We start from the raw sequence: 23,061 nt of genomic DNA on the forward strand, positions 1-23,061 counted from the left end.
AAAAGCGGCGCAGCCTGCCAAGGCTCCGCCGCTTTGCTGCACCACGCGCGGTACGCCGCGCGATTATTTCACGCCGGTCAACGCCGAAGTCGCGATCGAAGGCACCGAGATGTTGTTGGCCTTCGCGTACTGCACGGCCTGCGTGAGCGTCTGCACCAGCGACTGCAACTGCCCCGGCGCGGACTGCGCAATATACGTGGCGGCCTGCGCGGTACCCGGATTCGAACCGGCTTGCAGCAGCGACGACACGTTCATCGAGTTCTTGACCGCGCCGAGACCGGATTGTAGGCCCGCGTACTGTTGCACGCCTTGACCGAGCGATGCGAGGCCGTCAGTGAAGGTCTGCTTGCTGGCCGCTGTCGGCGGCGTGGCCGAACCATTCGAGAATGCCTGCATCAGCGATTGGGACACGCTCTGCTGCGTGCCGCCGAGTTGCGACAACACGCTCGTGCTCGGCGCGCTGCCGGCCGTTGCACCCGACAGCAATCCCGCCGCCGACTGCGCCTGACTCGCGGCGCTCGACATGCCCATCGCCGATGCCAGGCTCGACTGCCCCGTCAGCACTTGCTGATTCGCGCCAAGATAGTTCTGCACGAGCGAACCCAGCGCCGAAGGCTGCGTGGCCTGGTTCGAGGCCGCGCCGGCGACATCCGGCTTGGCGCTGCCGAAGCCGAATTGCTGCAAGTTGAGTTGCGCGTAGGATGCGGCCGGGGCCAACAATGAGAATGCAATGCCCGATGCAATGATTGCGCGGCGCGATGCGGGTTTCGACATGATCCGTCCTCCTGTTCAATGGGTCCGATGCTGAATCAGGGCGGTTCGACCATCGGTCTGGAGGACGGTTCGGCGCGGAAACATTTGCTTGCGAAAATCGTCGGGAGAATGCTTTTTGCGCGGGTTATCCAGCGAGCGCGCCGCGTCATGCGACACGGCGCCTCCGAACGTTTCAACCTGCCTTGCTGGTCTGACGCAACTCCGGGAAATCCTCTTCCCAGAACTCGAATTCACCGCGCGCGCCGTCTTCGGTGCGTGCTGCTTCCTGGCGACGCAAATCGACACGGCGGATCTTGCCGGAGATAGTTTTCGGCAAGTCGGCGAATTCGAGCCTGCGGATGCGTTTGTAGGGCGCAAGGCGTTCGCGCGAGAAAGCGAACACGCTGCGCGCGAGATCCGGACCGATGGCATAGCCATGACGCAGCGTGACGAACGCTTTCGGCACCGCTAGGCGCAGCGGGTCGGGACTCGGCACGACTGCCGCCTCGGCAATCGCTTCATGCTCGATCAGCACGCTCTCCAGTTCGAACGGGCTCAGCCGGTAATCCGAGGACTTGAACACGTCGTCCGCGCGCCCGACGTAGACGAAATAGCCGTCGCTGCCGCGCAGCGCGACGTCCGACGTGCGATAGAAGCCGCCGCGCATCGCCGTCTCCGTGGCCTTCGGATTGTCCGCATAGCCGGTCATCAGGCCGAGCGGCGGCGGATCGAGCAACAGCGCGATTTCGCCCTCTTCCGTCTCGATGCCGTCCGGATCGAGCAGCGCGACGCGATAGCCCGGCAGCGGCCGGCCCATCGAGCCGGGCACGAGCCGCTGCCCCGGCGTGTTGGCAATCTGCGCGGTGGTTTCGGTCTGGCCGTAGCCGTCGCGGATCGACAGGCCCCACGCAGTCTGTACGCGCTCGATGATTTCCGGATTCAGCGGCTCGCCCGCGCCGACGATCTCGCGCAGCTTCACCGCATACGACGCCAGCGGCTCCTGCACGAGCATGCGCCAGACGGTCGGCGGCGCGCACAAAGTGGTGACTTCGTGCTCGACGAGCACGTCGAGCGCGCGGGTGGCGTCGAAGCGGCTGAAGTTGTAGATGAACACGCACGCCCGCGCGTTCCACGGCGCGAAGAAGCAGCTCCACGCGTGCTTCGCCCAGCCGGGCGAGCTGATGTTCCAGTGCACATCGCCGGGTTGCAGGCCGATCCAGTACATCGTCGACAGATGGCCCACCGGATAGCTCTGATGCGTATGCGCGACGAGCTTCGGCTTCGAGGTCGTGCCCGACGTGAAATACAGCAGATAGGGATCGGCGGCATTCGTTTCGGCATCCGGAGCAAACTCAGCCGACGTTTCGTAAGCGGCATCTTGATCCAGCCAGCCTTCGCGCGCGCCGCCCACGGCGATGCGCAGTCCCGGCACATCGATACCGTCAAACTTCGGCGTATCGGCGGCATCGACGATCACATGCTGCACGCGCCCCAGCGCGATGCGATCGCGCAGGTCGGCGGGCGCGAGCTGCGTCGTCGCGGGCAGGACGATGGCGCCGAGCTTCATCGCGGCGAGCATGACGTCCCACAATTCGACGCGGTTCGGCAGCATCAAGAGAATGCGTTCGCCCCGCGCGACACCCAGCCCGCGCAGATGATTCGCCACGCGCGCCGAACGCTCGCTCATCTGCGCGAACGAAAAGCGTGTCGCGCTGCCGCCTTCATCGACGATATGCAAGGCCGGCGCGTGATTGTCACGGGCCATCGGGTCGAAGTAATCGAGCGCCCAGTTGAAGCGGTCGAGCACGGGCCATTTGAAGTCGCGATAGGCCGTGTCGTAATCGGTGCGATGCGCAAACAGAAAATCTCGTGCTTCGATGAAAGCCGTGGCGTCGTTCATTGCGTCTCCGTGATTTTTATAGGGGCACCGCTCAGACGTTGCGCGCGATCACCATCCGCTGCACTTCGCTCGTGCCTTCGTAGATCTGCGTGATGCGTGCATCGCGATAATGCCGCTCCACCGGGTAATCCTCCAGATAGCCATAGCCGCCGTGGATCTGGATGGCATCGGAACACACGCGCTCCGCCATTTCCGAGGCGAACAGCTTCGCCTGCGACGCCTCCGACAGGCAAGGCACGCCTTCCGTGCGCATGCGCGCCGCGTGATGGATCAGGAGGCGCGCGGCGTTGATCTGCGTCTGCATGTCGGCCAGCTTGTTGGCGACCGATTGATGTTCATGGATCGGCCGGCCGAACTGCACGCGTTCGCGGGCATAGGCGCGGGCCGCGTCGAAGGCCGCGCGGGCGATGCCCAGCGCCTGCGCCGCAATGCCGATGCGCCCGCCCTCCAGATTTGACAGCGCAATCTTCAAGCCCTCGCCGCGCTGGCCGAGCAGATTGGCGGCGGGAATCGCGCAGTCGTCGAAGGTGATCGGGCAGGTGTCGGACGCGCGGATGCCGAGCTTGTGTTCCGGTGCGCCGACATTGAAGCCCGGCGTGTCCTTCGGCACGATGAACGCCGAGATGCCGCGCTTGCCCTGTTCCGGGTCCGTGACCGCGAACACGATCGCCACGCCCGAGCGCGCGCCGTTGGTCACGAACTGCTTGCTGCCCGACAGGACCCACTGGCCGTCGCGTTCCACGGCGCGCACGCGCAGGTTGTTGGCCTCGGAGCCGGCCTGCGGCTCGGTCAGGCAGAACGCGCCGATGACTTCGCCGCTCGCGAGCTTCGGCAGCCATTCGGCTTTTTGCGCGTCGGTGCCGTAGGCGAGGATCGGGCCGCAGCCGACCGAGTTGTGCACGCTCATCAGCGTCGCGCACGAGGCGCAGCCTGAGGCGATCTCTTCCATCGCGAGCGCGTAGGCGGTGTAGTCGCTGAAGGTGCCACCCAGTTCGGCGGGCACGATCATGCCGAGCAGGCCGAGTTCGCCGAGTTGCCGGATGACGCTGTCAGGCAGCGCGCCTTCGCGGTCCCACTGGCCCGCATTGGGTGCGAGGACTTCGGTCGCGAACTGGCGCGCCGCGTCGCGGATCATGCGCTGCTCTTCGGTGAGGAATGGGTCGATCATGGTTTGTGTCTGAAAGGACTGGGGGTCGATGCCGAGTCGCGCGGCATCGATCGTGTAAGCTTGCTGACCGCCAATGCTGGCGGACGGCGGCGGCCATCCGTTCGAGTCTAGGCAATCGCCGGACCATGGCCGATGCCCGAAACGATCACGCTTACTGAGCGCTTTGGCCACCTAGTGACAACCCCAAGTCCTGACAAGCGCGTCGAACACGTCGAGCCCGTCGAACGCGATTCGATCGCCGTGAGTCTCGTCGAAGCCGCGCTGCGCTGCGCCGAGGCGCGCGGCGTCGCGCGCGACGGCTTGCTGGCCGCGGCGGGCATCGCGCCAGCGATGCTCGCTTCGCCGCGTGCGCGCGTGTCGCCGGTGCAGTACGGCAAGTTGTGGCACGCGGTGGCCGACGCCCTCGACGACGAGTTCTTCGGCCAGGACGCCCATCCGATGCGCCGCGGCAGCTTCGTGCTGATGTGTCATGCGGCGCTCTCGTCGCGCGACGGCACGCAGGCGCTGACGCGCATCGCGGACTTCATGCGGCTGGTGCTTGACGAACTGCGCTTCACGCCCGACATCGACGGGACACGCGTGCGCATCTGGCTCGACGACCGTGGCGATGCCCGCACGATGTTCGCCTACGCGACCGGCTTCATTCTCGTGTACGGACTGCTGTGCTGGCTGGTCGGCCGACGCATTCCGGTGCTGGCCGCGCATCTGCGCTGCCCCGAGCCCGAGGCCGGCGACGAATACCGCCTGATGTTCTGTGAGGACATGCGTTTCGGCGCGGCGCGTTCGTTCGTCGATCTCGATGCCGGATGCGCGACGCTGCCCGTCGTGCAGACGCGCGCGACGCTCAAACGCTTCCTGCGCGAGGCGCCGGCCAACTTCATCGTGAAGTATCGCAATCCGGATTCATTGACGGCGCGTATCAGACGGCATCTCAGGGAGACGCCGCCCGCCGACTGGCCGGAAGCGGAGCCGCTGGCCGCCGCCCTCAACATGGCGGAGGCGACGCTGCGACGGCGGCTGAAGCAGGAAGGCTCGACCTACCGGGCGATCAGGGACGCACTGCGACGCGATCTCGCCATCGCGCGCCTCGCGCATACGCGGGAGACGATTCCGCAGATCGCCGACGCGCTCGGCTTTGCCGAACCGAGCGCATTCCGGCGTGCCTTCAGGAAGTGGACGGGCGTGCGTCCCGCGGATTACCGCCGGGGGCGCTGAGTGCGGGCACACAGCGGGGCTGCTATATTGAACTTTCGCCTCGCCTCATCGGCATGAACCGACGACCTGCACGGAGCGCACCATGACGAAGCCCAGCCGCGACGAACCTGCGAAGCAGGACCTCCCCGACGAAGATGCCTTGCTCGACGAGGCGCTGGAAGAAAGCTTTCCGGCAAGCGATCCCATCGCGGTTCATCCTGAACCGAGACGCCGCGACGAGGACAAGGAACAGTAGAAAATCAATCGCCCGTTTCGGGTTCGTCGGGCACCGTGAGCAGCGTCACGAGTTTCTCGACATGCTGATGCAGCAGCTTGACGTGCTTGTCGATCTGCTCCAGGCGTCCGGTGAGATCCGCCTTGGCCGCCTCGCTCATGCGGTCGGAGGCGATCAGTTCGTCCACTTTCGGCTGCATCGAATCGACCTGCAACAACCCGAGCTGGCGTTCAAGGCGACGCAGATCCTGCGACAGCAACTCGCGGTTCTTGCGAAACAGCAAGTCACGCCGATTGTTCTCCGCCTGCTGCTGCGCAATGTCGGCGACCCGGCGCGTCGCCTCGGTTTGCGACAACAGCGGTTCCGGGCCGCGCAGCACCGAGCGCTTCGGCGCCGGATGCGCGGTGCCGCGGAATACGGCCATCGGGGTTTCTTCATCGAGCGCGCGCTGCACGTCCGCCGGCACGTCGGCCGGGCTGTGGCGCTCATCCATCCAGTGCGGCGGCAGACCCGCCACCAGCTCGATGCCGCGCACGAATTCCTCATTGAAGTCGCGCTGACCCGCGACGATGAGCTTCATGAACGACGGCGAAAAGTTCATCATGCGCGCGAGGCGTCCGGCGCCTCCCGGCGAGCCGACCAGCACGCTCAGATTGGCGCGCCAGACGACAAACAGCGTTTCGTCGAAATCTTCCATGAACAGGCTCCAGGCAGACCGAGGCTCGACCCCGCCATCGGTGTAGCGCGCGGGGTGCGCGCGCATGCAACTCCGGTTCCCGATTACGCTGGCGCGCCGTGCATGGCGCGCCGTCACAACCCGCATCAAACACCATACTGACGCCATCGGCAAGCCCGGCGGTATGCGCGGCCTGCCCGGACGCGGCGCGGCTGCCACACTGCGATTCGCGGCAGCCGGTCCGCGACGCTTACGCTTCGTTGCGCAGATAGCCTTCCTTGCTCGGGTCGCGCATACGGAAGGACACGACGAACGAGATGAAGCACATCACCGTGACATACCAGAAGAAAGCGGATTCGTTGCCCGCCGACTTGAGCCACAGCGCGACGTATTCCGCCGAGCCGCCGAAGATCGCATTGGCGACCGCATACGACAGGCCCACGCCCAGCGCACGCACTTCCGGCGGGAACATTTCCGCCTTGATGAGACCGCTGATCGACGTATAGAAGCTCACGATCGCCAGCGCCACCACCACCAGCACGAAGGCCATCACCGGACTCGTGACGCCTGAGAGCGCATGCAGCAGTGGCACGGTGCCGAGCGTGGCGAGGCCGCCGAACCAGAGCATCGAGGTGCGCCGGCCGATCCGGTCCGACAGCGCGCCGAACAAAGGTTGCAACAACATGTAGACCAGCAGCGCGGCGGTCATCACGTTGCTGGCCGTCTTCGCATGCATGCCGGCCGTGTTGACCAGGTACTTCTGCATGTAGGTCGTGAACGTGTAGAAAATCAGCGAGCCGCCCGCCGTGAAGCCCACCACGGTCATGAACGCGGCCTTGTGCTGCATCAGGCCGGCCAGCGTGCCGGCTTCCTTGCGATCGCGCGTTTCGGCGGTCGAGGTTTCATCGAGCGAACGGCGCAGGTACAGTGAAATCAGCGCCGCGCACGCACCGATGAAGAACGGAATGCGCCAACCCCAGGCCTTGAGTTCGTCGGTCGAAAGGAAGAACTGCAGCACCACCAGGACCAACAGCGCGCCGAGCTGGCCGCCGATCAGCGTCACATACTGGAACGACGCGAAGAAGCCGCGCCGGCCGCGCAGGGCCACTTCACTCATGTAGGTGGCGCTGGTGCCGTACTCGCCGCCCACCGACAAGCCCTGGAACAGCCGGGCAATCAGCAGCAGGAACGGTGCCCATGCGCCGATGCTCGCATAGGTCGGCAGGAAGGTGATGACGAGCGAACCGCCGCACATCATCAGCACCGAGATCATCATGGCGTTGCGGCGGCCGTGCTTGTCGGCGATCCGGCCGAACATCCAGCCGCCGATGGGACGCATCAGGAAGCCCGCCGCGAACACGCCTGCGGTGTTCAGCAACTGTACGGTCGGATTGCCGCCCGGGAAGAACGCCGCCGAGAAATACAGCGCGAGGAACGAGTAAATATAGAAGTCGAACCACTCGACGAGGTTGCCCGACGAAGCGCCGACGATCGCAAAAACGCGGCGCCGCGTGTCCTCCGCGGTGTAGGCAGGAAAGTCATTCATGTCGTGTCTTGATCTCTTGGTCGTTGTGCAAATGACGCGTCCCAAGGTTCGTGACCCCGGTGCGGAATGCTCCTGACGGCATTCGGGCGCCAGTTTATACGACGATCCGCGCGGCGGCGCGCGCCGGACAGGCGGGCAAACGCCCATTGCGGGCGGGTCGGTCGGCGCGTTTGCGCGCTGCGCGTCACGCGCACAATGGCTGCTGAAAGCGCCCGCAGGCTTGTGGTAAAGGCATTCGCGCGGCTTGCAGAAGTTTGTTTCGCGGCTTTCAGGCAATGATCCGGCCGCGTCCCACATGTCGACTTAGGTAATTACCCTTATTCGAGACTTTATCCATCACTTATCGATAAAGTCTCGGAATCCAGAGACAGCCCACGTGAGGTCCGCATGAATCCACACGCTCCGATCCTCGACGCCGCGCTGGCGTCGAAGTTCGCCCAGGTCGCGCTTGGCCACCTGACCCGCGAGTATCCCAACAAGCTCGATCACGTCATGGCCGACGCAGCCGACGTGCAAAGTCCGCGCGCGTTGCATCCGATCTTCTACGGCAGCTTCGACTGGCATTCCTGCGTCCATGGCTACTGGCTGATCGCGCGTCTGCTCAACCGCTTTCCGGATCTGCCCGAGGCGACGCGCATCCGCGCGGTGATCGACGAACATTTCACCGAGGCGAACGTCGCGGCCGAGGTCGCTTATCTGCAGCGCCCCGCTGCGCGCGGCTTCGAGCGGCCTTACGGCTGGGCGTGGCTGCTCGCGCTCGCGGGCCAGTTGCATTCGATGACCTCCGCCGATGGCCAGCGCTGGGCCCGGACGCTACAACCGCTCGCGGATGCATTCGTTGCGCGTTTCGTGGAATTCCTGCCGAAATCGACCTACCCGCTCAGGGTCGGCACGCACTTCAACATGGCGTTCGCACTGACGCTCTCGCTGGGCTATGCGCGCGTGGCGCAGGACGCGGACTTCGAACAGTTGATGAGCGCGACCGCGTTGCGCTGGTTCGAGAATGACGAATCGTGTCAGGCATGGGAACCCGCCGGAGACGAATTCCTTTCGCCCTCGCTGATGGAAGCCGTGCTGATGCGGCATGTGTTGCCGGAGGGGCGCTTCGTCGGATGGTTCGAGCGCTTTCTGCCACAGATTGCCGAGCGCGAGCCCGCGACGCTGTTCACGCCGGCCACCGTCACGGACCGCAGCGACGGCAAGCTCGCCCACCTCGACGGCCTCAACCTGAGCCGTGCCTGGTGTCAGCGGACGATCGCACGTGCCCTGCCTTCGGGCGATGCGCGCGCCGCCGTGCTGAACGCGAGCGCGGACGAGCATCTCGCGTCGGGGATTGCGCACGTCGCGGGGGATTACATGGGCGAGCACTGGCTCGCGACTTTTGCGCTGCTGGCGCTCGAAGCCTGAGCAGGCAGGCTCAGCGCGGCTGACAGAGGTTCAAACGCGCGGCTGAAAGGCGATCACGCTCATGCCCGCGAGCGCGATCGCCGCGCCGGCGAGGTCCCACGCGGTAGGCCGGATGCGATCGACGGCCCATAGCCACATGATCGCCACGCCGATGTAGACACCGCCGTACGCCGCGTACACGCGTCCCGCCGCTGCGGCGTGCAACGTCAGCAGCCACGCGAACAGCGCCAGCGACAGCGCGCCCGGCACGAGCAGCCAGGGCGAGCCGCCCTGCTTGAGCCATCGATAGGGAAAGTAGCAGCCGGCAATCTCGGCAACGGCCGTGATGACATAGAGCGCGAAGGTTTTCATGACGCGCATTATCGGCGTTGAAGCGAGGTTGCGTCGTGGGCGCGCGCTCCGGACAATGACGCCTTCCCCACGAATCCACGAAACGCGCGCATGAACGCGCGTTCGACCGCTGTGCAGACAACTTCGCAAGATCCACGCGGCCAGCCGGCCGCGCTGCCCGTGCATTGGCACAAACGCGTGCTGATGCTGGCGTTTCCCATCGTCCTCGCGAATCTGACGCAGCCGATTCTCGGCGCCGTCGATACGGCCGTCGCCGGTCATCTCGACGGGCCTCAGTACCTCGGCGGCGTCGCGCTCGGCGGGCTGGTGTTCAGCTTCGTCTTCTGGGGTTTCGGCTTCCTGCGCATGGGCACGACAGGCCTCGTCGCGCAGGCCTTCGGCGCACATGACGACGAGGCGCTGCGCGCCAGCGTCCTGCGCGCGATGTTGCTGGCGTTCGCGATCGGCATGGCCGTGCTGGCGTTGCAGTTGCCGGTCATCCGCTATGCGCTCGCCGCGCTGGGCGGTAGCGCGGCCGTGCAGGACACTGCGAGCGCCTACAGTCACGCGCGCATCTGGGCCGCGCCGTTCGCGCTCGGCAATTACGTCGTGCTCGGCGCGTTGCTCGGCTGTCAACGCGTGCGGCTCGCGCTCGTGACGCAAATCTTCATCAATCTGGTGAACATCGTTGCGGTACTGCTGTTCGTGTATCGCTTCGGCTGGGGCATCGCGGGTATCGGCGCGGCCACGGCATTCGCCGACTTCTGCGGCTTCGTGCTCGGCGTCGCGATCCTGTGGCGCCTGCGTCCGCGCGGACTCGAAGCGCCTGCCTGGCGCAGGCTGCTCGACGGGCATGCGTTGAAGCGTCTCGTCGCGATCAATCGGGACATCTTCGTTCGCACGATCTGCCTGCTGGGTTCCTACGCGTGGTTCGCGCATCTCGGCGCGCGACAGGGCGATGCCGTGCTTGCGGCCAACGCCGTGCTGCTGAATTTCCAGACCTTCATGGCGTTCGGCCTCGATGGCTTCGCGCATGCCGCCGAAGCGCTCGTCGGCGCAGCGGCCGGCGCGCGCGACCGGCATGCGTTCCGCCAGGCCGTGAAGGTCACGATGTTATGGTCGATTATCGGCGCGGCGGGGTTTTCGGTCGTGTATGCGCTAGGCGGCGAGTGGATCATCGGCAGGCTCACGGATCAGGCAGTCGTGCATGCGGCCGCCATGCGCTATCTGCCGTGGGCGGCGGTGCTGCCGGTGGTGTCGGTGGCGGGGTTTCTGCTCGATGGCGTGTTTATCGGCGCTACGCGTACCCGGGAGCTCATGCAGGCGATGGCGGTGTCGCTTGGGGTGTTTCTGCTGGCGGCGTGGGGGCTGGCCGGGACGCTCGGGAATCACGGCTTGTGGCTCGCGCTGGTGGTGTTCATGGTCGCGCGAGGGGTCACGTTAGCCGTGCAGGTGGCGGGGGTGGAGCGCGCGCTTGGCGCTCCGATGCCCGATTGAATCAAGGCGCGGTTGATTGGAGCGCGCCGAGTCCCTCCAGCAACGCCCGATGAAACCCCTCCGGATCCTGCATTTGCGGCGCGTGCCCGGCATCCGGAAATTCAACCAGCGTCGCATTCGGAATCCGCTCCTTCGCCAGCTTCGCCAGTTCCGGATACCGCCCCAGCGTCGGCCGAATCTCCGCAGGCGCGAATTCCTTCCCAATCGCCGTCGTGTCCTTGTCGCCGATCATCAGCAGCGTCGGCGTCTTCAGCTTGTCGAACTCATACACCACTGGCTGCGTATAAATCATGTCGTACAGCAGCGCCGAATTCCACGCGACGATCTCCTTCCCCGGCCCGCGATACATCCCAGCGAGCATCTGCACCCACGGCTCGTAGGCATCCCGCCATTGCCCCGCGTAATACGTGTTCTGCTCATAGCGGCGAATGCCGTCGGCGCTCGTCTTGAGTTCACGCGCATACCAGTCGTCGATGGACACCGACGGCACGCCCTTCGCCTTCCAGTCCTCGAGCCCGATCGGATTCACCAGCACAAGCTGCTCCGTCTCCTGCGGATACATGAGCGCATAGCGCACCGCGAGCATGCCGCCAGTCGAATGCGCGATGAGCGTCGCGCGCGGCACGCCGAGCGCGGTCAGCAGCGCATGCGTGTTACGCGCAAGCTGCTGGAAGCTGTACTGGTAACGCTCAGGCTTGGTGGACTTGCAGAAGCCGATCTGATCCGGTGCGATCACGCGATAACCCGCGCCCGTCAACACGTCGATAGTCTGCTTCCAAGTGGCCGAACAGAAATTCTTCCCATGCAGCAGGACGGCGGTGCGACCGTTCGGATGCGGCGGATGCACATCCATATAGGCCATGCGCACCACCTGCCGTTGCGACGTGAACGCAAAGCGCGCGACCGGATACGGGTAATCGAAGCCTTGCAGTTCCGGACCGTAAGCCGGGCCGTCGTTGCTGCCGGACGGCGTGACCGGCGCTTCATCGGCATAAGCATGAACTTGAACGACGCACGACAGCGCGACACACGCCATGAACGACGACAACACAAAGCGGAAGACGGACGATTTCATGTTCGCTGAATGACCTGACGGGTTAGTTTCAAGGCCGACGCATTCTAGCGCGCCACTCCCGCGCACGCCGGATGCACCCCGCGCACCGGGTCCTGCGCTTATACTTTGCAGCCCGCTTTCCGCACCCGTCTGCGGTGCATCAACCCGGCACCCTACCCGCATGCAATTCCGCTTCAAGGCACTCGCCGCCGCGCTCGGCCTCGTGTGCATCAGCGCCGCCGCGAGCGACTGCCCGCAGTTCAGTCCCGGCGGCCGCGAGCCCGTCGTCGTCAACGCGAAGATGCGCGCGGCGACCCAGGAAGTCTGCTACACGGATTTCGCGCTGCTCCATTCCGGCGTCACGCACGGACCGCTGTGGTCGGCGGAACACCTGACGACCCAAGGCATCGATCAGGCGAAGAACAACACGCGCACCAACCGCTTCTTCGTCGAGAAGCGTCTGCCGCCCGGCGCCAGCGCGCAACTCGCCGACTACAAGAAAAGCGGCTTCGATCGCGGCCACATGAGCCCGGCCGGCGACCGCGCCAGCAAGAAAGGCATGGCCGAGTCCTTCTCGCTCGCCAACATCGTGCCGCAGGACCCGTCGAACAACCGGCGCATCTGGGCGCGCATCGAGGAAGCCGTGCGCCGCCTGACCGAGCAATCCGGCGAAGCCTGGGTCGTCACCGGGCCGCTGTTCTCGGGACGCCAGTTGCAGACGATCGGCGAATCGCGCGTCTTCGTGCCGACGCAACTCTATAAAGTGGTCTATCTGCCGCAGCGGCAGATTGCCTTCGCGGTCGTGGTGGACAATGCCTCCACCGAGACCTACACGATGAAAACCGTCCGCGAACTCGAAGCCATGAGCGGCCTCGCGTTTCCCGGCATCCCGGACGGCCTCAAGGACAAGCGAATCGGAGGACTGAAAGGTGTTTAAGCCATTTGCGAACGATACCGACGCCCTGAACATCGCCGGCGATGCCATCAACATCGTCAACGGCACAACCCGCGTGACCCTCAGCGGCGACCTGACGATCACGCGCGACAAGGCCGGCCTCGCCAATGCGCTCGCGCTCTACAAGGCGCTGGGCGCCGTCGTCGAGACGCTGCAAGGCGACGCATCCTTACCCGCGAAACGTCCAGATGAACCTGACGAACCCGCGGACAAGCCCGCCGGGAAGGCCGACAATCCGTTCATCTGAGCCGCCAGGCGCCGCACACCCGTGCGGCGCGGAGAACCGAAGTGATCGAATGTCATGTCGGCCCGAGTCCGCTCGGGCACATCCTCTACCGCGCCGAGCACGACGCCCTGACAGGCCTGTTCTTCATCGGGCAGAAGCACTTTCCCGCCCATGTTCACGAGCGTGAGCAGACGCTTTCCGACGCCCCGCCGGTCTCCCGCGCCATCGCGGCGGCCCAGGAACAGATCGCCGACTACTTCGCGGGACAGCGCGCGAGCTTCGACCTGCCGCTGCGGCTCGGCGGCACCGAATTCCAACGGCGCGTCTGGGAACTCCTGCAACAGATTCCCTTCGGCGACGCCTGGACCTACGGCGATCTCGCCCGCCGCCTCGGCTTGCCGCCCGGCGCCGCGCGCGCGGTCGGCGGCGCGAACGGCCGCAATCCCGTCGCGATCATCGTGCCGTGCCATCGCGTGATCGGCGGCGACGGGGAATTGACCGGCTATGCCGGCGGCGTCGAACGCAAGCGACACCTGCTGACGCTCGAAGGCGGACCCGGCCGCGAGCAACTCGCGCTGTTCTGACCGCAGCCATAGGCATGTCCGAAATCCATGCCTTGCATCGGGCCATGCACTGCGGACGTCAGGCGCGAAAAATGCGGCGCACGAACATCCCTGTCCGGGACATTCTCGCAATCTTGCTGCGTCAGCATGGTGAGCGAAGTGCCCGCGACGCCCGCAAAGCCACGCCACAGCAGGATCGGCGCACACGGGCAAGCAGTGCTTCTGTCATGGCCAGCGGACATTTCCCGACTCGAGTCAGCCATAATCGCGTTCGCCCAACGCCGATGCCCAAGTAAAAACGACATTCCATGACTCAAGACGACCACCAGCCAGCCGATTCCTCCGCCCTCGACCCCGACCGCAATGGCAACGTCACGACCGGCGTCACCGGGCTGGACGACATTCTCGGAGGCGGGCTTGTCGAAGGCGGCCTGTATCTGATCGAAGGCATGGCGGGCGCGGGCAAGACGATCCTGTCGTCGCAAATCGGCTTTCACCGCGTCGCGCAAGGCGACATGGTGCTGTACATCACGCTGATCGCGGAATCTCACACCAAGCTGCTGGCGCATCTGAAGCCGCTGTCGTTCTACGACGCCGATGCCATTTCCGACCGCATGCTGTTCGTTTCCGGCTATCACGAGCTGATGCGCGACGGCCTGTCCGGCTTTCTGTCGCTGATCGCCGCGACGATCAAGACCAGCCGCCCGCGCTTCATGGTGATCGACGGTTTCCGCAGCGCCCGCGAGTTCAGCTCGACCGAACTCGAACTGTCGCAGTTCATTCACGAGTTGTCCGCCTTCGTCAGCGCCGCGCGCTGCACCACGCTGATTCTCGCGCCGCTCTCCGGCAACGAACCGCATCCCGAACACACGCTGGTCGACGGCCTCATCGAACTGAACCGCTACAACACGGGCATGCGGCGCGCGCGCGAAATCGAGGTGCACAAGCTGCGCGCCCGCGATCATCTGCTCGGCAAGCACTTTTTCAAGATCACCGAGCGGGGACTCGTGACGTTCCCGCGCATCGAGGCGACCGCCGCCGACGATCTCGACATTCCGGACTTCAAAAGCCGGCTCAGCTTTGGCTTCCCGGATTTCGACCAGATGCTCGGCGGCGGCGTGGTGCGCGGGTCGACCACGACGCTCGTCGGTCCCTCGGGCGTCGGCAAGACGCTGATGTCGCTCAAGTTCCTGCAATCGGGCATCGAGCATGGCGAGCGCTGCATCTACTTCGGCTTCTATGAATCGCCGTCGCGGCTGATCGCCAAGGCGCGGTCGGTCGGCGTCGATCTCGAGCCCGCCTTGCAGGACGGACGGCTCACGATCCACTGGCATCCGGCGGTGGAACTGGCCATCGACGAACTCGCCAACGAACTGCTGAGCGCCGTGAAGAACGCGAAGGCATCGCGCCTCGTGGTGGACGGCATCGACGGCTTTCATCAGTCCGCCAACCGCGTGGAGCGCTTCGGCCTGTTCCTGAACGCGCTGTCGCACCGCCTGCGCGAAGCCGGCGTGACGACGGTCCTGACCGAGGAAATGCCGCTCTACGGCGAGACGCGGCAGCCGTCCACGCTGCGCGCCTCCGCGATGACCGAGAACATCGTATTGCTGCGCTACATCGAGGCGAATTCGTCGCTGTACCGCATGGTGTCGATCATCAAGCAGCGCGAAGGCGCGCACGACACCGCCATTCGCAGGCTCACCATCGACGCACGCGGCCTGCACATCAGCGACGGCTTCATCGGCCCAACAGGTCTCTTGTCCGGTCATCCGTCGGCCGGGCCCGCGCTCTCCGTGTCCGATCCCGGCGCGCGTTCATGAAAAAGATCCTCGTCGTCGACGACGAATTCGACATCCTGACCACATGGCGGCTGGTGCTCGAAATGGAGGGCTACGAGGTGTCGACCGCGTCGAACGGACGCACGGCGCTCGACGCCGCGCGTTCCAGCGCGCCCGCGCTCATCATCACCGACTGGATGATGCCGCACATGAACGGCGTCGAGTTCATCAACGCACTCGCCGCCAGCGACGGCCTGGCCCACGTGCCCGTCATCCTGATGAGCGCGGCGGCCCACGCGCCCGAGATCAGCCATCCGCACGCGCAGTTCCGCCGCAAGCCGTTCTCCATCGACGATCTGATCGACACGGTCCGGAGGCTCATCGGTCCGGCGTGACTACGCTGGGCACGAACCGTGCTGCTGACATGCGTTCCCTCGTGGCGGGATGCACGAGGGTTTTCTTGGAACCGCTCAACCGAATGGAGGCACCATGGTGCAGGATCAGATTGAAGGCGCGGCGCAAAAGGTCGCTGGCAAGGTGCAGGACACGGTCGGCGCGCTGACGGGCGACGAGCAGATGCAGGCCGAAGGCAAGGTGCGCCAGGCCTTCGGCAATCTGCAGGAAAGCTATGGGCAGACCGTGGATCAGGTGCGCGTGGCTGTGGCCAGCCAGCCCATTCAGGGCGTGCTGATTGCCGCCGCCGTGGGCTTCGTGCTCGGCGCGTTGTGGAATCGCGACCGCTGATGCGTTCGGCGCGCTCATCCCGCGCCGGAGAGATGGACCCGCAAGCCGGTGCCTCGTTGCACCGGCTTCGTTTTTTCAGGGCGCCTCGCGCGCGATGCCGGCAAACGACACGCCCCGCGCGCAACTGATGCCCAGCATGGCGCAGGCAACGGCGAGCACGCAGTGCGTGCCGTCGATGGTCAAGGCCGCGGCGAGGCCTGCCGCCGCCAGCGCGCTCAGCAGACTCGAAACGGGTACGCCGCCCGCGCCACCGAACGCAAGCGCCAGATGCGCGCCGATCAGCATCAGCATGGCGACGGCCATCAGCACCGCGAGCCCGCCGGGCCGCGCGCCGAGCGCGTAGGCGAGCGCCGCGCATGCGCCGGCCATCGCGAGGTGCAGCGGCGCGCGCCAACGCGTCCCGTCCTGCAAGCGCAGGCACGCCGCGAGTACGCCGCCTGTGCCAATCGCCAACGCACCATCGGGCAATTGCGCGGCGACGAATGCAAGCGTAACCAGCACGCTGTGCAGCGAGACATGCGGCCGCCGCCAGCCGATGATCGCCAGCACGAGCAACGCCGCGCCCGGAAGATCCGACATGCCGCGCTCCCTCAGGCCGCCAGCACGTTCGACAACGTGCCGATGCCCGCAATCGACACGTCCACGCGCGCCCCGTCCTTGATCGAGCCGACGCCGATCGACGTGCCGCACGCGATGACATCGCCGGGCACGAGGGTCATGTCCTGCGACAGCAGGCTCACTTGCTCGGCGGGCGAAAAGATCATGTCGTCGAGCGGATAATTCTGCCGTTCGACGCCTTCGAGCGTCGTCACCACGTTCGCCGTGCGCCAGTCGAAGCCGTTGCCCGGCGTGACGATCGCCGGACCGAGACAGGTGAACGTGTCGAAGCCTTTCGAGCGGCACCATTGCGCGAAGTTGGGATCCTCCTGCAACAGCTCGATGGCCGTCACATCGTTCACACAGGTATAGCCAAAGATCGCCGCCTCGGCCTCCTCCACTGAAGCCCCGCTCACCGTCCTGCCAATCACGATGCCCAGCTCGCCTTCATACGCGATCTTGCCGTGATAGCTGCGCGGCCGCCGGATCGACTCGTGCGGCCCGATGACCGACATCGGCGGCTTGATGAGGAACAGCGGATGCTGCGGCGGCGCCTTGTCGAGCTTGCGCGACAGCGCGTAATAGTTGTTCCACAGCGCAATGACCTTGCTCGGCTGACACGGCGCGAGCAGCGCGAGGTCATCGACGGCCCAGGTGATCTCGGTCGGGCGCGGTTGATCGAACATCGCGCCGTCATGTTGCACCACGCGGCCCGAATGCGGGTCGAGCGTGCCGAAGCCGATGCGGTCGTCGGCATCGCGGAAACGAATCCAGTGTGTCATCTCTGTCTCCCTTTGGAAAAAGGAGCGCGGGCATGCGTGGCCCGCGCTCTCTCGTCCCCTCCTCCATGCTCCTCAGATCAGACCCGCGCCGCGCGCCCACTTGTACTTCGCGCCGAGCACCGCGACGGGCAGCTCGGTGGAGTATGCATAGGCCGGCACGCCGTGCTCGTACAGGTACTCGGCGGCTTCCTCCACCTGCACGTCGCCCGCGAGCGACGCGACGATCGGCTTCTCGATGCCGCGCGCCTTCATCTCCTCCTTCACCTCGATGACCAGCTTCGCGAAGACCATCGGCGGCGTGATGATGGTGTGCCAGTAGCCGAGGATGATCGAATGGATGCGGTCGTCTTCCAGACCGAGGCGGATCGTGTTCTGGTAGGTTGCAGGCGGTTCGCCGCCCGTGATGTCGACCGGATTGCCCGCCGCGCCGAACGGCGGAATGAACTTGCGGAAGGCCGCGTCGAGATCGTCGGGCATGGTCATCAGCGAGAGACCGTTGTCGACGCACGCATCCGACAGCAACACGCCCGAGCCGCCCGCGCCGGTGATGATGACGGTGTTCTCGCCCTTGGGAGTCGGCAGCTTCGGAATGCCGCGCGCGAATTCGAGCAGGTCGCGCAGCGAACGCGCGCGGATCACGCCGCATTGCGCGAACACGTCTTCGTAGATCTTGTCGTTGCCCGCGAGCGCGCCCGTGTGCGAACTCGCCGCGCGTGCGCCGAGGCTCGTGCGGCCGGCCTTCAGCACCACCACGGGTTTCTTCTTCGACACGCGCCGCGCAGCTTCGGCGAAGGCACGTCCGTCTTTCAGATCTTCGCAATGCTGCGCGATGATCTCGGTGTTGTCGTCCTGCTCGAAGAAGGTGAGCAGATCGTCTTCGTCGATATCGCTCTTGTTGCCAAGACCGACGATCGCCGACACGCCCATCTTCGCCGAGCGCGAGAAGCCGATGATCGCCATGCCGATGCCGCCCGACTGCGACGACAACGCCGCCTTGCCCTTCACGTCGTAGGGCGTGCAGAAGGTCGCGCAGAGGTTCTTGGGCGTGTAATAGAAGCCGTAGATGTTCGGGCCCATCATCCGGATGTCGTATTGGCGCGCGATTTTGACGATCTCTTCCTGCCCTTCGTGATTGCCGGTCTCCGCGAACCCCGACGGAATCAGCACCGCGCCTGGGATCTGCTTCTCGCCCACTTCCACCAGCGCCTGCGCGACGAACTTCGCCGGAATCGCGAACACGGCGACATCGATCACGCCGGGCACGTCCTTCACGCTGCGGTAGGCCTTGCGACCCATGATCTCGTCGGCTTTCGGATGGATCGGGTAGATGTCGCCCTGATAGCCGCCGTTGATGAGATTCTTCATCACCGAATTGCCGATCTTGCCGTCCTCGTTCGACGCGCCGATCACCGCGACCGCATCCGGCTTCATGATGCGGTTCATCTGTGTGACGATCTGTTCCTGCGTCGGACGGTAACGCGGCGCGGCGGGTTCGAAGTCCATCACGATGCGCACGTCCGCCGCGACCGCGCCGCTCGGGCTCGCGAATACCGGATTCAGGTCCATTTCGGAGATCTGCGGGAAGTCGTCGACGAGCTGTGAGACGCGCTCGATCAACGTGACGAGCGCCTCGCGCTGCACCGGCTCCGCGCCGCGCACGCCACGCAGCACTTCGGCGGCCTGGATGCCGTCGAGCATCGATGCCGCTTCGTCGCGCGTGACCGGCGCGAGGCGGAACGTGACGTCCTTCAGCACTTCGACCAGCACGCCGCCGAGGCCGAATGCAATCAGCTTGCCGAAGGACGGATCCGTCACCGCGCCGATGATCACTTCCTGTCCCGCGCCGACCATCTCCTGGACCTGCACGCCGATGAGCGTCGCGTCGGGCGCGTACTTGCGTGCGTTCGAGATGATCGTGTCGAAGCCGGTTTTCACATCAGCCTCGTTCTTCACGCCGACCAGCACGCCGCCCGCCTCGGTCTTGTGGAGAATCTCCGGCGACACGATCTTGAGCACCACCGGAAAGCCGATGAACGATGCGAGCTTCGCTGCATCTTCCGCGGATTTCGCCACGCCTTCCTGCGGCACGGCGATGCCGTATGCATCGCAGACGAGCTTGCCTTCGGGGGCCGTGAGCGAAGTGCGGCCTTCGGCTTTCACGCGATCGAACACTTCGGCGACGCGGCGTTTCGCATCGGGCGCGTGCAGCGGGACGACATTCGTGACGTGCTGCGAAGCGACGTCGCTGCGTTCCTGGACAACCGTGCTGTTCATTTTTTCGTGTCTCCGTCTGATTCAGGCGTGCAGAGGTCCGCGCCGCCCTCTTTCGAAGGCGGACGTCGGTGCAGGTTGGAAGAACTTAGATCGCGCCGAGGCTCTTCAGCGTGGCGATCTGGTCAGGCGTGTAGCCGAGTTCGGCCATGACTTCGTCGGTGTGTTCACCGAGCAGCGGCGAGCGCACGACTTCGGTCGGGCTGTCGGAGAGCTTGATCGGGTTGCCGACCGTGAGGTACTTGCCGCGCACCGGATGATCCACTTCCACCACGGTGCCGGTCTTGCGCAACGACGGCTCTTCGGCGATTTCCTTCATCGAGAGAATCGGGCCGCAGGGAATGTCGTGCTTGTTGAGAATTTCCATGGCCTGGAACTTGGTCTTCGACATGGTCCAGCGCTCGATCTCGTCGAAGATATCCTTCAGGTGCGGCAGGCGTGCATTGGGTGTCTTGTAGTCCGGATGATCGATCCATTCCTCGCGGCCGATCACCTTGCAGATCTCGCCCCACACCGGCGCCTGCGTGATGAAGTAGATATACGCATTCGGATCCGTTTCCCAGCCCTTGCACTTCAGGATCCAGCCCGGCTGGCCGCCGCCCGATGCATTGCCCGCGCGCGGCACCGCCTCGCCGAAGCTGCCGTTCGGATACTGCGGATATTCCTTCATGACGCCGGTGCGTTCGAGCCGTTGCTGATCGCGCAGCTTCACGCGGCAGAGGTTCAGCACGCCGTCCTGCATCGCGGCGAGTACGCGCTGGCCGCGCCCGCTCGTATTGCGCTGATACAGCGCCGTGACGATGCCGAGCGCCAGATGCAACCCCGTGCCCGAATCGCCGATCTGCGCGCCGGTGACGGTGGGCGGGCCGTCGTCGAAACCGGTGGTGGACGCCGCGCCGCCCGCGCACTGCGCGACGTTTTCGTAGACCTTGCAGTCTTCATACGGTCCGGGTCCGAAGCCTTTCACCGATGCCACGATCATGCGCGGATTCAGTTCCTGGATGCGCTCCCACGTAAAGCCCATGCGGTCGAGCGCGCCAGGAGCAAAATTCTCGACCAGCACGTCGCATTGCTTGACGAGCGTCTCGAGCACCTTCTTGCCTTCGGGATTCTTCGTGTCGATGGTGATCGAACGCTTGTTGTGGTTCAGCATCGTGAAGTAGAGGCTGTCGGCGTCGGGGATGTCGCGCAACTGCTCCCGCGTGATATCGCCCGCGCCCGCGCGCTCCACCTTGATGACGTCCGCGCCGAACCAGGCGAGCAGCTGCGTGCAGGTCGGTCCCGACTGGACGTGCGTGAAGTCGAGAATCTTCACGCCGTCCAGCGCCTTGCCCGATGTGTTCACTTTCACCGTCATGGCTTGTCTCCGAAACTCAATCGATGTTTATAGGTTCGACGTTTATTTGTACATCGTCTGCGCCATCGTGCCGGGCGCATAGACGGTCGGATCAACCCAGATGTTGATGACCGCGCTCTTGCCCGTCTTCGCGACCGCTTCGCCCGCCCGTTGCAGCGCGCCGGCAATCTTCGAGGCTTCCCGGACTTCCTCGCCGTAGCCGCCGAGCATCTCCGCGAAGCGGCCATACGGCACGTCCGAGAGCAAATTGCCCACGTTGCCGCGCTCGTCGCCGTACTTGGCGAGCTGGCCGTAGCGGATCTGGTTCATCGCGGAGTTGTTGCCGATCACCGCGATATACGGCACGCCGAAACGGTTCGCGGTTTCCATGTCGAAGGACGTCATGGAGAACGCGCCGTCGCCGTAATAACAGAGTACTTCTTTCTCCGGATTGGCCAAGCCCGCCGCGATCGCGAAGCCCGTGCCGACGCCCAGCGATCCCAGCGCGCCCGGATCCATCCACTGGCCCGGACGGCGCGGACGCACGGCCTGCGCAGAAATCGTCACGACATCGCCGCCGTCGCCAATGTAGATGGTGTCGTCGGAGAGGAACTGGTTGATTTCATGCGCGACGCGGTACGGATGGATCGGGCTCGCGTCCGAGGTGAACAACGGCATCAGCTTGGCCGTCGCGGCTTCTTCCAGCGCCGAGAGTTCGCGCATCCAGCCCTGGCGCGCCTGGCGCTTGTCGTTTTTCAGGCGGCCGCTCGCGGCTTGCAGCGCGGCGCCGAGAATCGCGCCCGGATCGCCGACCAGACCGAGATCGATGTCGCGATTCTTGCCGACCGTGCGGTAATCCATGTCGATCTGCACCAGCTTCAGGTCGCGGCTGATGCGCTTGCCGTAACCCATGCGGAAGTCGAACGGCGTGCCGACGATCACGATCAGATCCGCCTTCGCGAAAGCCTGCGAGCGCGTGCGGTCGAAATGATGCGGGTCGCCCGGCGGCAGCAGGCCGCGGCTCGCGCCGTTGAAGTAGCCGGGAATGTCGAGGCCGCGCAGCAAGGCGATGGCTTCCTCATGACCACGCGCGGTCCACACTTGCTGGCCGTACAGAATGGCCGGCCGCTCCGAGTTCACCAGCAAGTCGGCGAGTTGCTCGATGGAGGCCGGATCGCCCACGGATTTCGTCGACGCCCGATAGCGGCCGGGTTGCGGAATCACGGCGCGCGTCACGTCGATTTCACGGTCGAGCACGTCACGCGGTATTTCCAGGTAGGCCGGGCCGGGCGCGCCGTTGAAGGCTTCGCGCGCGGCCATCGAGATCATGTCGGCGACGCGTTCGGTGCTCGGCACGGTCGCGGCGAACTTGGTGATGGGCGCCATCATGTCGACGTGCGGCAAGTCCTGCAGCGAACCCATCTTGTGCTGCGTCAGCGCGCCCTGCCCGCCGATATGGATGATCGGGCTTTCGGAGCGGAACGCCGTGGCCACGCCGGTCACCGCGTTCGTGCAGCCGGGACCGGCCGTCGTCACGACGCAGCCGAGCTTGCCGGTCTGGCGCGCATAGCCGTCGGCCGCGTGCGCCGCCACCTGCTCGTGACGCACGTCGATGATGCGGATGCCTTCGTCGACGCAACCATCGTAGATGTCGATGATGTGGCCACCGCACAGCGTGAAGATCGTATCGACACCTTCGTTCTTCAGCGCACGGGCAACCAGATGGCCGCCCGAAATCACGCCGGCGCCGCGTGTCTTCGCCTTCAGGGTGTCATCGGCGGTGGTGGTGGCGGGGGCGGTTTCGGGGCGGCTGCTGACGACTTCGGACATTGTTGTCTCCTCCTCGATGGGATGGTGTGCGGTTCCGTCGACCTCGATTGGGTCGCCGTTGCTGTGATATACAATATTCCACACACAGTATTAGTCAACTGTATCCCGCTCGTCGAAAACCCTGTGATGCGGTGCGTCATGCGTGAAAAACGCCGTCCAGCGGGCTAATCGGCCTTCGGTGTTGCGCACCGCGGCAAATCTGTGCTCCCTGACGTCGGC

At 65.2% G+C, this 23,061-nt stretch carries 22 protein-coding genes; 10 read left to right on the top strand and 12 right to left on the bottom strand.

Going from position 1 to position 23,061, the window contains the following annotated elements; all coding sequences use genetic code 11:
• Nucleotides 1–63: 63 nt before the first annotated feature.
• The 3 genes from QCE63_RS31735 to QCE63_RS31745 form a co-directional block, all read right to left on the bottom strand.
• A complete protein-coding gene (locus tag QCE63_RS31735; RefSeq protein WP_309838604.1) occupies nt 64–774 on the bottom strand; it encodes a hypothetical protein in 711 nt (236 codons plus the stop codon).
• A 172-nt stretch (nt 775–946) separates the two neighbouring features.
• Nucleotides 947–2,653, bottom strand: a complete 1,707-nt coding sequence (locus QCE63_RS31740; RefSeq protein WP_309838605.1) for an AMP-binding protein — start codon at nt 2,651–2,653, stop codon at nt 947–949.
• 31 nt (nt 2,654–2,684) lie between these two features.
• The gene (locus tag QCE63_RS31745) at nt 2,685–3,818 is read right to left on the bottom strand and encodes an acyl-CoA dehydrogenase family protein (protein WP_309839363.1); all 1,134 of its coding nucleotides are present in this window, start codon (nt 3,816–3,818) and stop codon (nt 2,685–2,687) included.
• Between the two features lie 135 nt (nt 3,819–3,953).
• On the opposite strand from QCE63_RS31745, the gene QCE63_RS31750 reads away from it, so the two are divergent.
• Together QCE63_RS31750 and QCE63_RS31755 are read left to right on the top strand one after the other, a co-directional pair.
• Nucleotides 3,954–5,036, top strand: coding sequence for an AraC family transcriptional regulator (locus QCE63_RS31750; RefSeq protein WP_309838606.1), 1,083 nt, complete (start codon nt 3,954–3,956; stop codon nt 5,034–5,036).
• Between the two features lie 82 nt (nt 5,037–5,118).
• Nucleotides 5,119–5,271, top strand: coding sequence for a hypothetical protein (locus tag QCE63_RS31755; protein WP_309838607.1), 153 nt, complete (start codon nt 5,119–5,121; stop codon nt 5,269–5,271).
• Between the two features lie 4 nt (nt 5,272–5,275).
• Here the strand turns inward: QCE63_RS31755 and QCE63_RS31760 are convergent, their stop codons facing one another.
• Nucleotides 5,276–5,947, bottom strand: coding sequence for a hypothetical protein (locus QCE63_RS31760; RefSeq protein ID WP_309838609.1), 672 nt, complete (start codon nt 5,945–5,947; stop codon nt 5,276–5,278).
• A 229-nt stretch (nt 5,948–6,176) separates the two neighbouring features.
• Complete coding sequence (locus QCE63_RS31765) at nt 6,177–7,472, bottom strand: MFS family transporter (RefSeq protein WP_309838610.1); 1,296 nt, start codon at nt 7,470–7,472, stop codon at nt 6,177–6,179.
• A gap of 387 nt (nt 7,473–7,859) precedes the next feature.
• Between QCE63_RS31765 and QCE63_RS31770 the strand changes: the two genes are divergently transcribed.
• Nucleotides 7,860–8,879 carry a DUF2891 domain-containing protein gene (locus tag QCE63_RS31770; protein ID WP_309838612.1) on the top strand — a complete coding sequence of 340 codons (1,020 nt, stop codon included), beginning with the start codon at nt 7,860–7,862 and terminating at the stop codon, nt 8,877–8,879.
• 30 nt (nt 8,880–8,909) lie between these two features.
• Here the strand turns inward: QCE63_RS31770 and QCE63_RS31775 are convergent, their stop codons facing one another.
• On the bottom strand, nt 8,910–9,230 hold the full coding sequence (locus QCE63_RS31775; RefSeq protein ID WP_309838614.1) for a YnfA family protein: 321 nt from the start codon (nt 9,228–9,230) through the stop codon (nt 8,910–8,912).
• Between the two features lie 90 nt (nt 9,231–9,320).
• On the opposite strand from QCE63_RS31775, the gene QCE63_RS31780 reads away from it, so the two are divergent.
• Nucleotides 9,321–10,706: an MATE family efflux transporter gene (locus QCE63_RS31780; RefSeq protein ID WP_404990214.1), complete on the top strand. Its 1,386-nt coding sequence runs from the start codon at nt 9,321–9,323 to the stop codon at nt 10,704–10,706.
• 1 nt (nt 10,707) lies between these two features.
• Here the strand turns inward: QCE63_RS31780 and QCE63_RS31785 are convergent, their stop codons facing one another.
• On the bottom strand, nt 10,708–11,781 hold the full coding sequence (locus QCE63_RS31785) for an alpha/beta hydrolase (protein WP_309838616.1): 1,074 nt from the start codon (nt 11,779–11,781) through the stop codon (nt 10,708–10,710).
• A 160-nt stretch (nt 11,782–11,941) separates the two neighbouring features.
• Here QCE63_RS31785 and QCE63_RS31790 point away from each other — a divergent pair, with 160 nt between their 5' ends.
• The 6 genes from QCE63_RS31790 to QCE63_RS31815 all read left to right on the top strand — a co-directional run bounded on the left by QCE63_RS31790 (nt 11,942) and on the right by QCE63_RS31815 (nt 16,026).
• Nucleotides 11,942–12,697, top strand: a complete 756-nt coding sequence (locus tag QCE63_RS31790; protein WP_309838617.1) for a DNA/RNA non-specific endonuclease — start codon at nt 11,942–11,944, stop codon at nt 12,695–12,697.
• Nucleotides 12,690–12,962 carry a hypothetical protein gene (locus QCE63_RS31795; protein ID WP_309838618.1) on the top strand — a complete coding sequence of 91 codons (273 nt, stop codon included), beginning with the start codon at nt 12,690–12,692 and terminating at the stop codon, nt 12,960–12,962. The genes QCE63_RS31790 and QCE63_RS31795 overlap by 8 nt, the downstream gene beginning before the upstream one ends.
• Nucleotides 12,963–13,003: 41 nt before the next feature.
• Nucleotides 13,004–13,525 carry a methylated-DNA--[protein]-cysteine S-methyltransferase gene (locus tag QCE63_RS31800; RefSeq protein WP_309838619.1) on the top strand — a complete coding sequence of 174 codons (522 nt, stop codon included), beginning with the start codon at nt 13,004–13,006 and terminating at the stop codon, nt 13,523–13,525.
• A gap of 287 nt (nt 13,526–13,812) precedes the next feature.
• On the top strand, nt 13,813–15,324 hold the full coding sequence (locus tag QCE63_RS31805; protein WP_309838621.1) for an ATPase domain-containing protein: 1,512 nt from the start codon (nt 13,813–13,815) through the stop codon (nt 15,322–15,324).
• Nucleotides 15,321–15,677 carry a response regulator gene (locus QCE63_RS31810; RefSeq protein ID WP_309838624.1) on the top strand — a complete coding sequence of 119 codons (357 nt, stop codon included), beginning with the start codon at nt 15,321–15,323 and terminating at the stop codon, nt 15,675–15,677. Before QCE63_RS31805 ends, QCE63_RS31810 begins: the two co-directional genes overlap by 4 nt.
• A 94-nt stretch (nt 15,678–15,771) precedes the next feature.
• Entirely contained in the window at nt 15,772–16,026 is a 255-nt protein-coding gene (locus tag QCE63_RS31815; RefSeq protein ID WP_309838626.1) for a CsbD family protein, read from the top strand.
• 75 nt (nt 16,027–16,101) lie between these two features.
• Here QCE63_RS31815 and QCE63_RS31820 read toward each other — a convergent pair whose 3' ends face one another.
• The 5 genes from QCE63_RS31820 to QCE63_RS31840 all read right to left on the bottom strand — a co-directional run bounded on the left by QCE63_RS31820 (nt 16,102) and on the right by QCE63_RS31840 (nt 22,842).
• Nucleotides 16,102–16,605 (bottom strand): hypothetical protein, encoded by a 504-nt coding sequence (locus QCE63_RS31820; RefSeq protein WP_309838627.1) that lies wholly within the window; start codon nt 16,603–16,605, stop codon nt 16,102–16,104.
• Nucleotides 16,606–16,616: 11 nt separating this feature from the next.
• Nucleotides 16,617–17,405, bottom strand: coding sequence for a fumarylacetoacetate hydrolase family protein (locus QCE63_RS31825; protein WP_309838628.1), 789 nt, complete (start codon nt 17,403–17,405; stop codon nt 16,617–16,619).
• A 72-nt stretch (nt 17,406–17,477) separates the two neighbouring features.
• Nucleotides 17,478–19,679 (bottom strand): acetate--CoA ligase family protein, encoded by a 2,202-nt coding sequence (locus QCE63_RS31830; protein ID WP_309838631.1) that lies wholly within the window; start codon nt 19,677–19,679, stop codon nt 17,478–17,480.
• 85 nt (nt 19,680–19,764) lie between these two features.
• Entirely contained in the window at nt 19,765–21,033 is a 1,269-nt protein-coding gene (gene frc / locus QCE63_RS31835) for a formyl-CoA transferase (RefSeq protein ID WP_309819352.1), read from the bottom strand.
• Nucleotides 21,034–21,075: 42 nt separating this feature from the next.
• Nucleotides 21,076–22,842 (bottom strand): thiamine pyrophosphate-binding protein, encoded by a 1,767-nt coding sequence (locus tag QCE63_RS31840; RefSeq protein ID WP_309838633.1) that lies wholly within the window; start codon nt 22,840–22,842, stop codon nt 21,076–21,078.
• Between the last annotated feature and the right edge of the window lie 219 nt (nt 22,843–23,061).

The sequence above is a fragment of the Caballeronia sp. LZ065 genome (assembly GCF_031450975.1).
Lineage (GTDB): Bacteria > Pseudomonadota > Gammaproteobacteria > Burkholderiales > Burkholderiaceae > Caballeronia.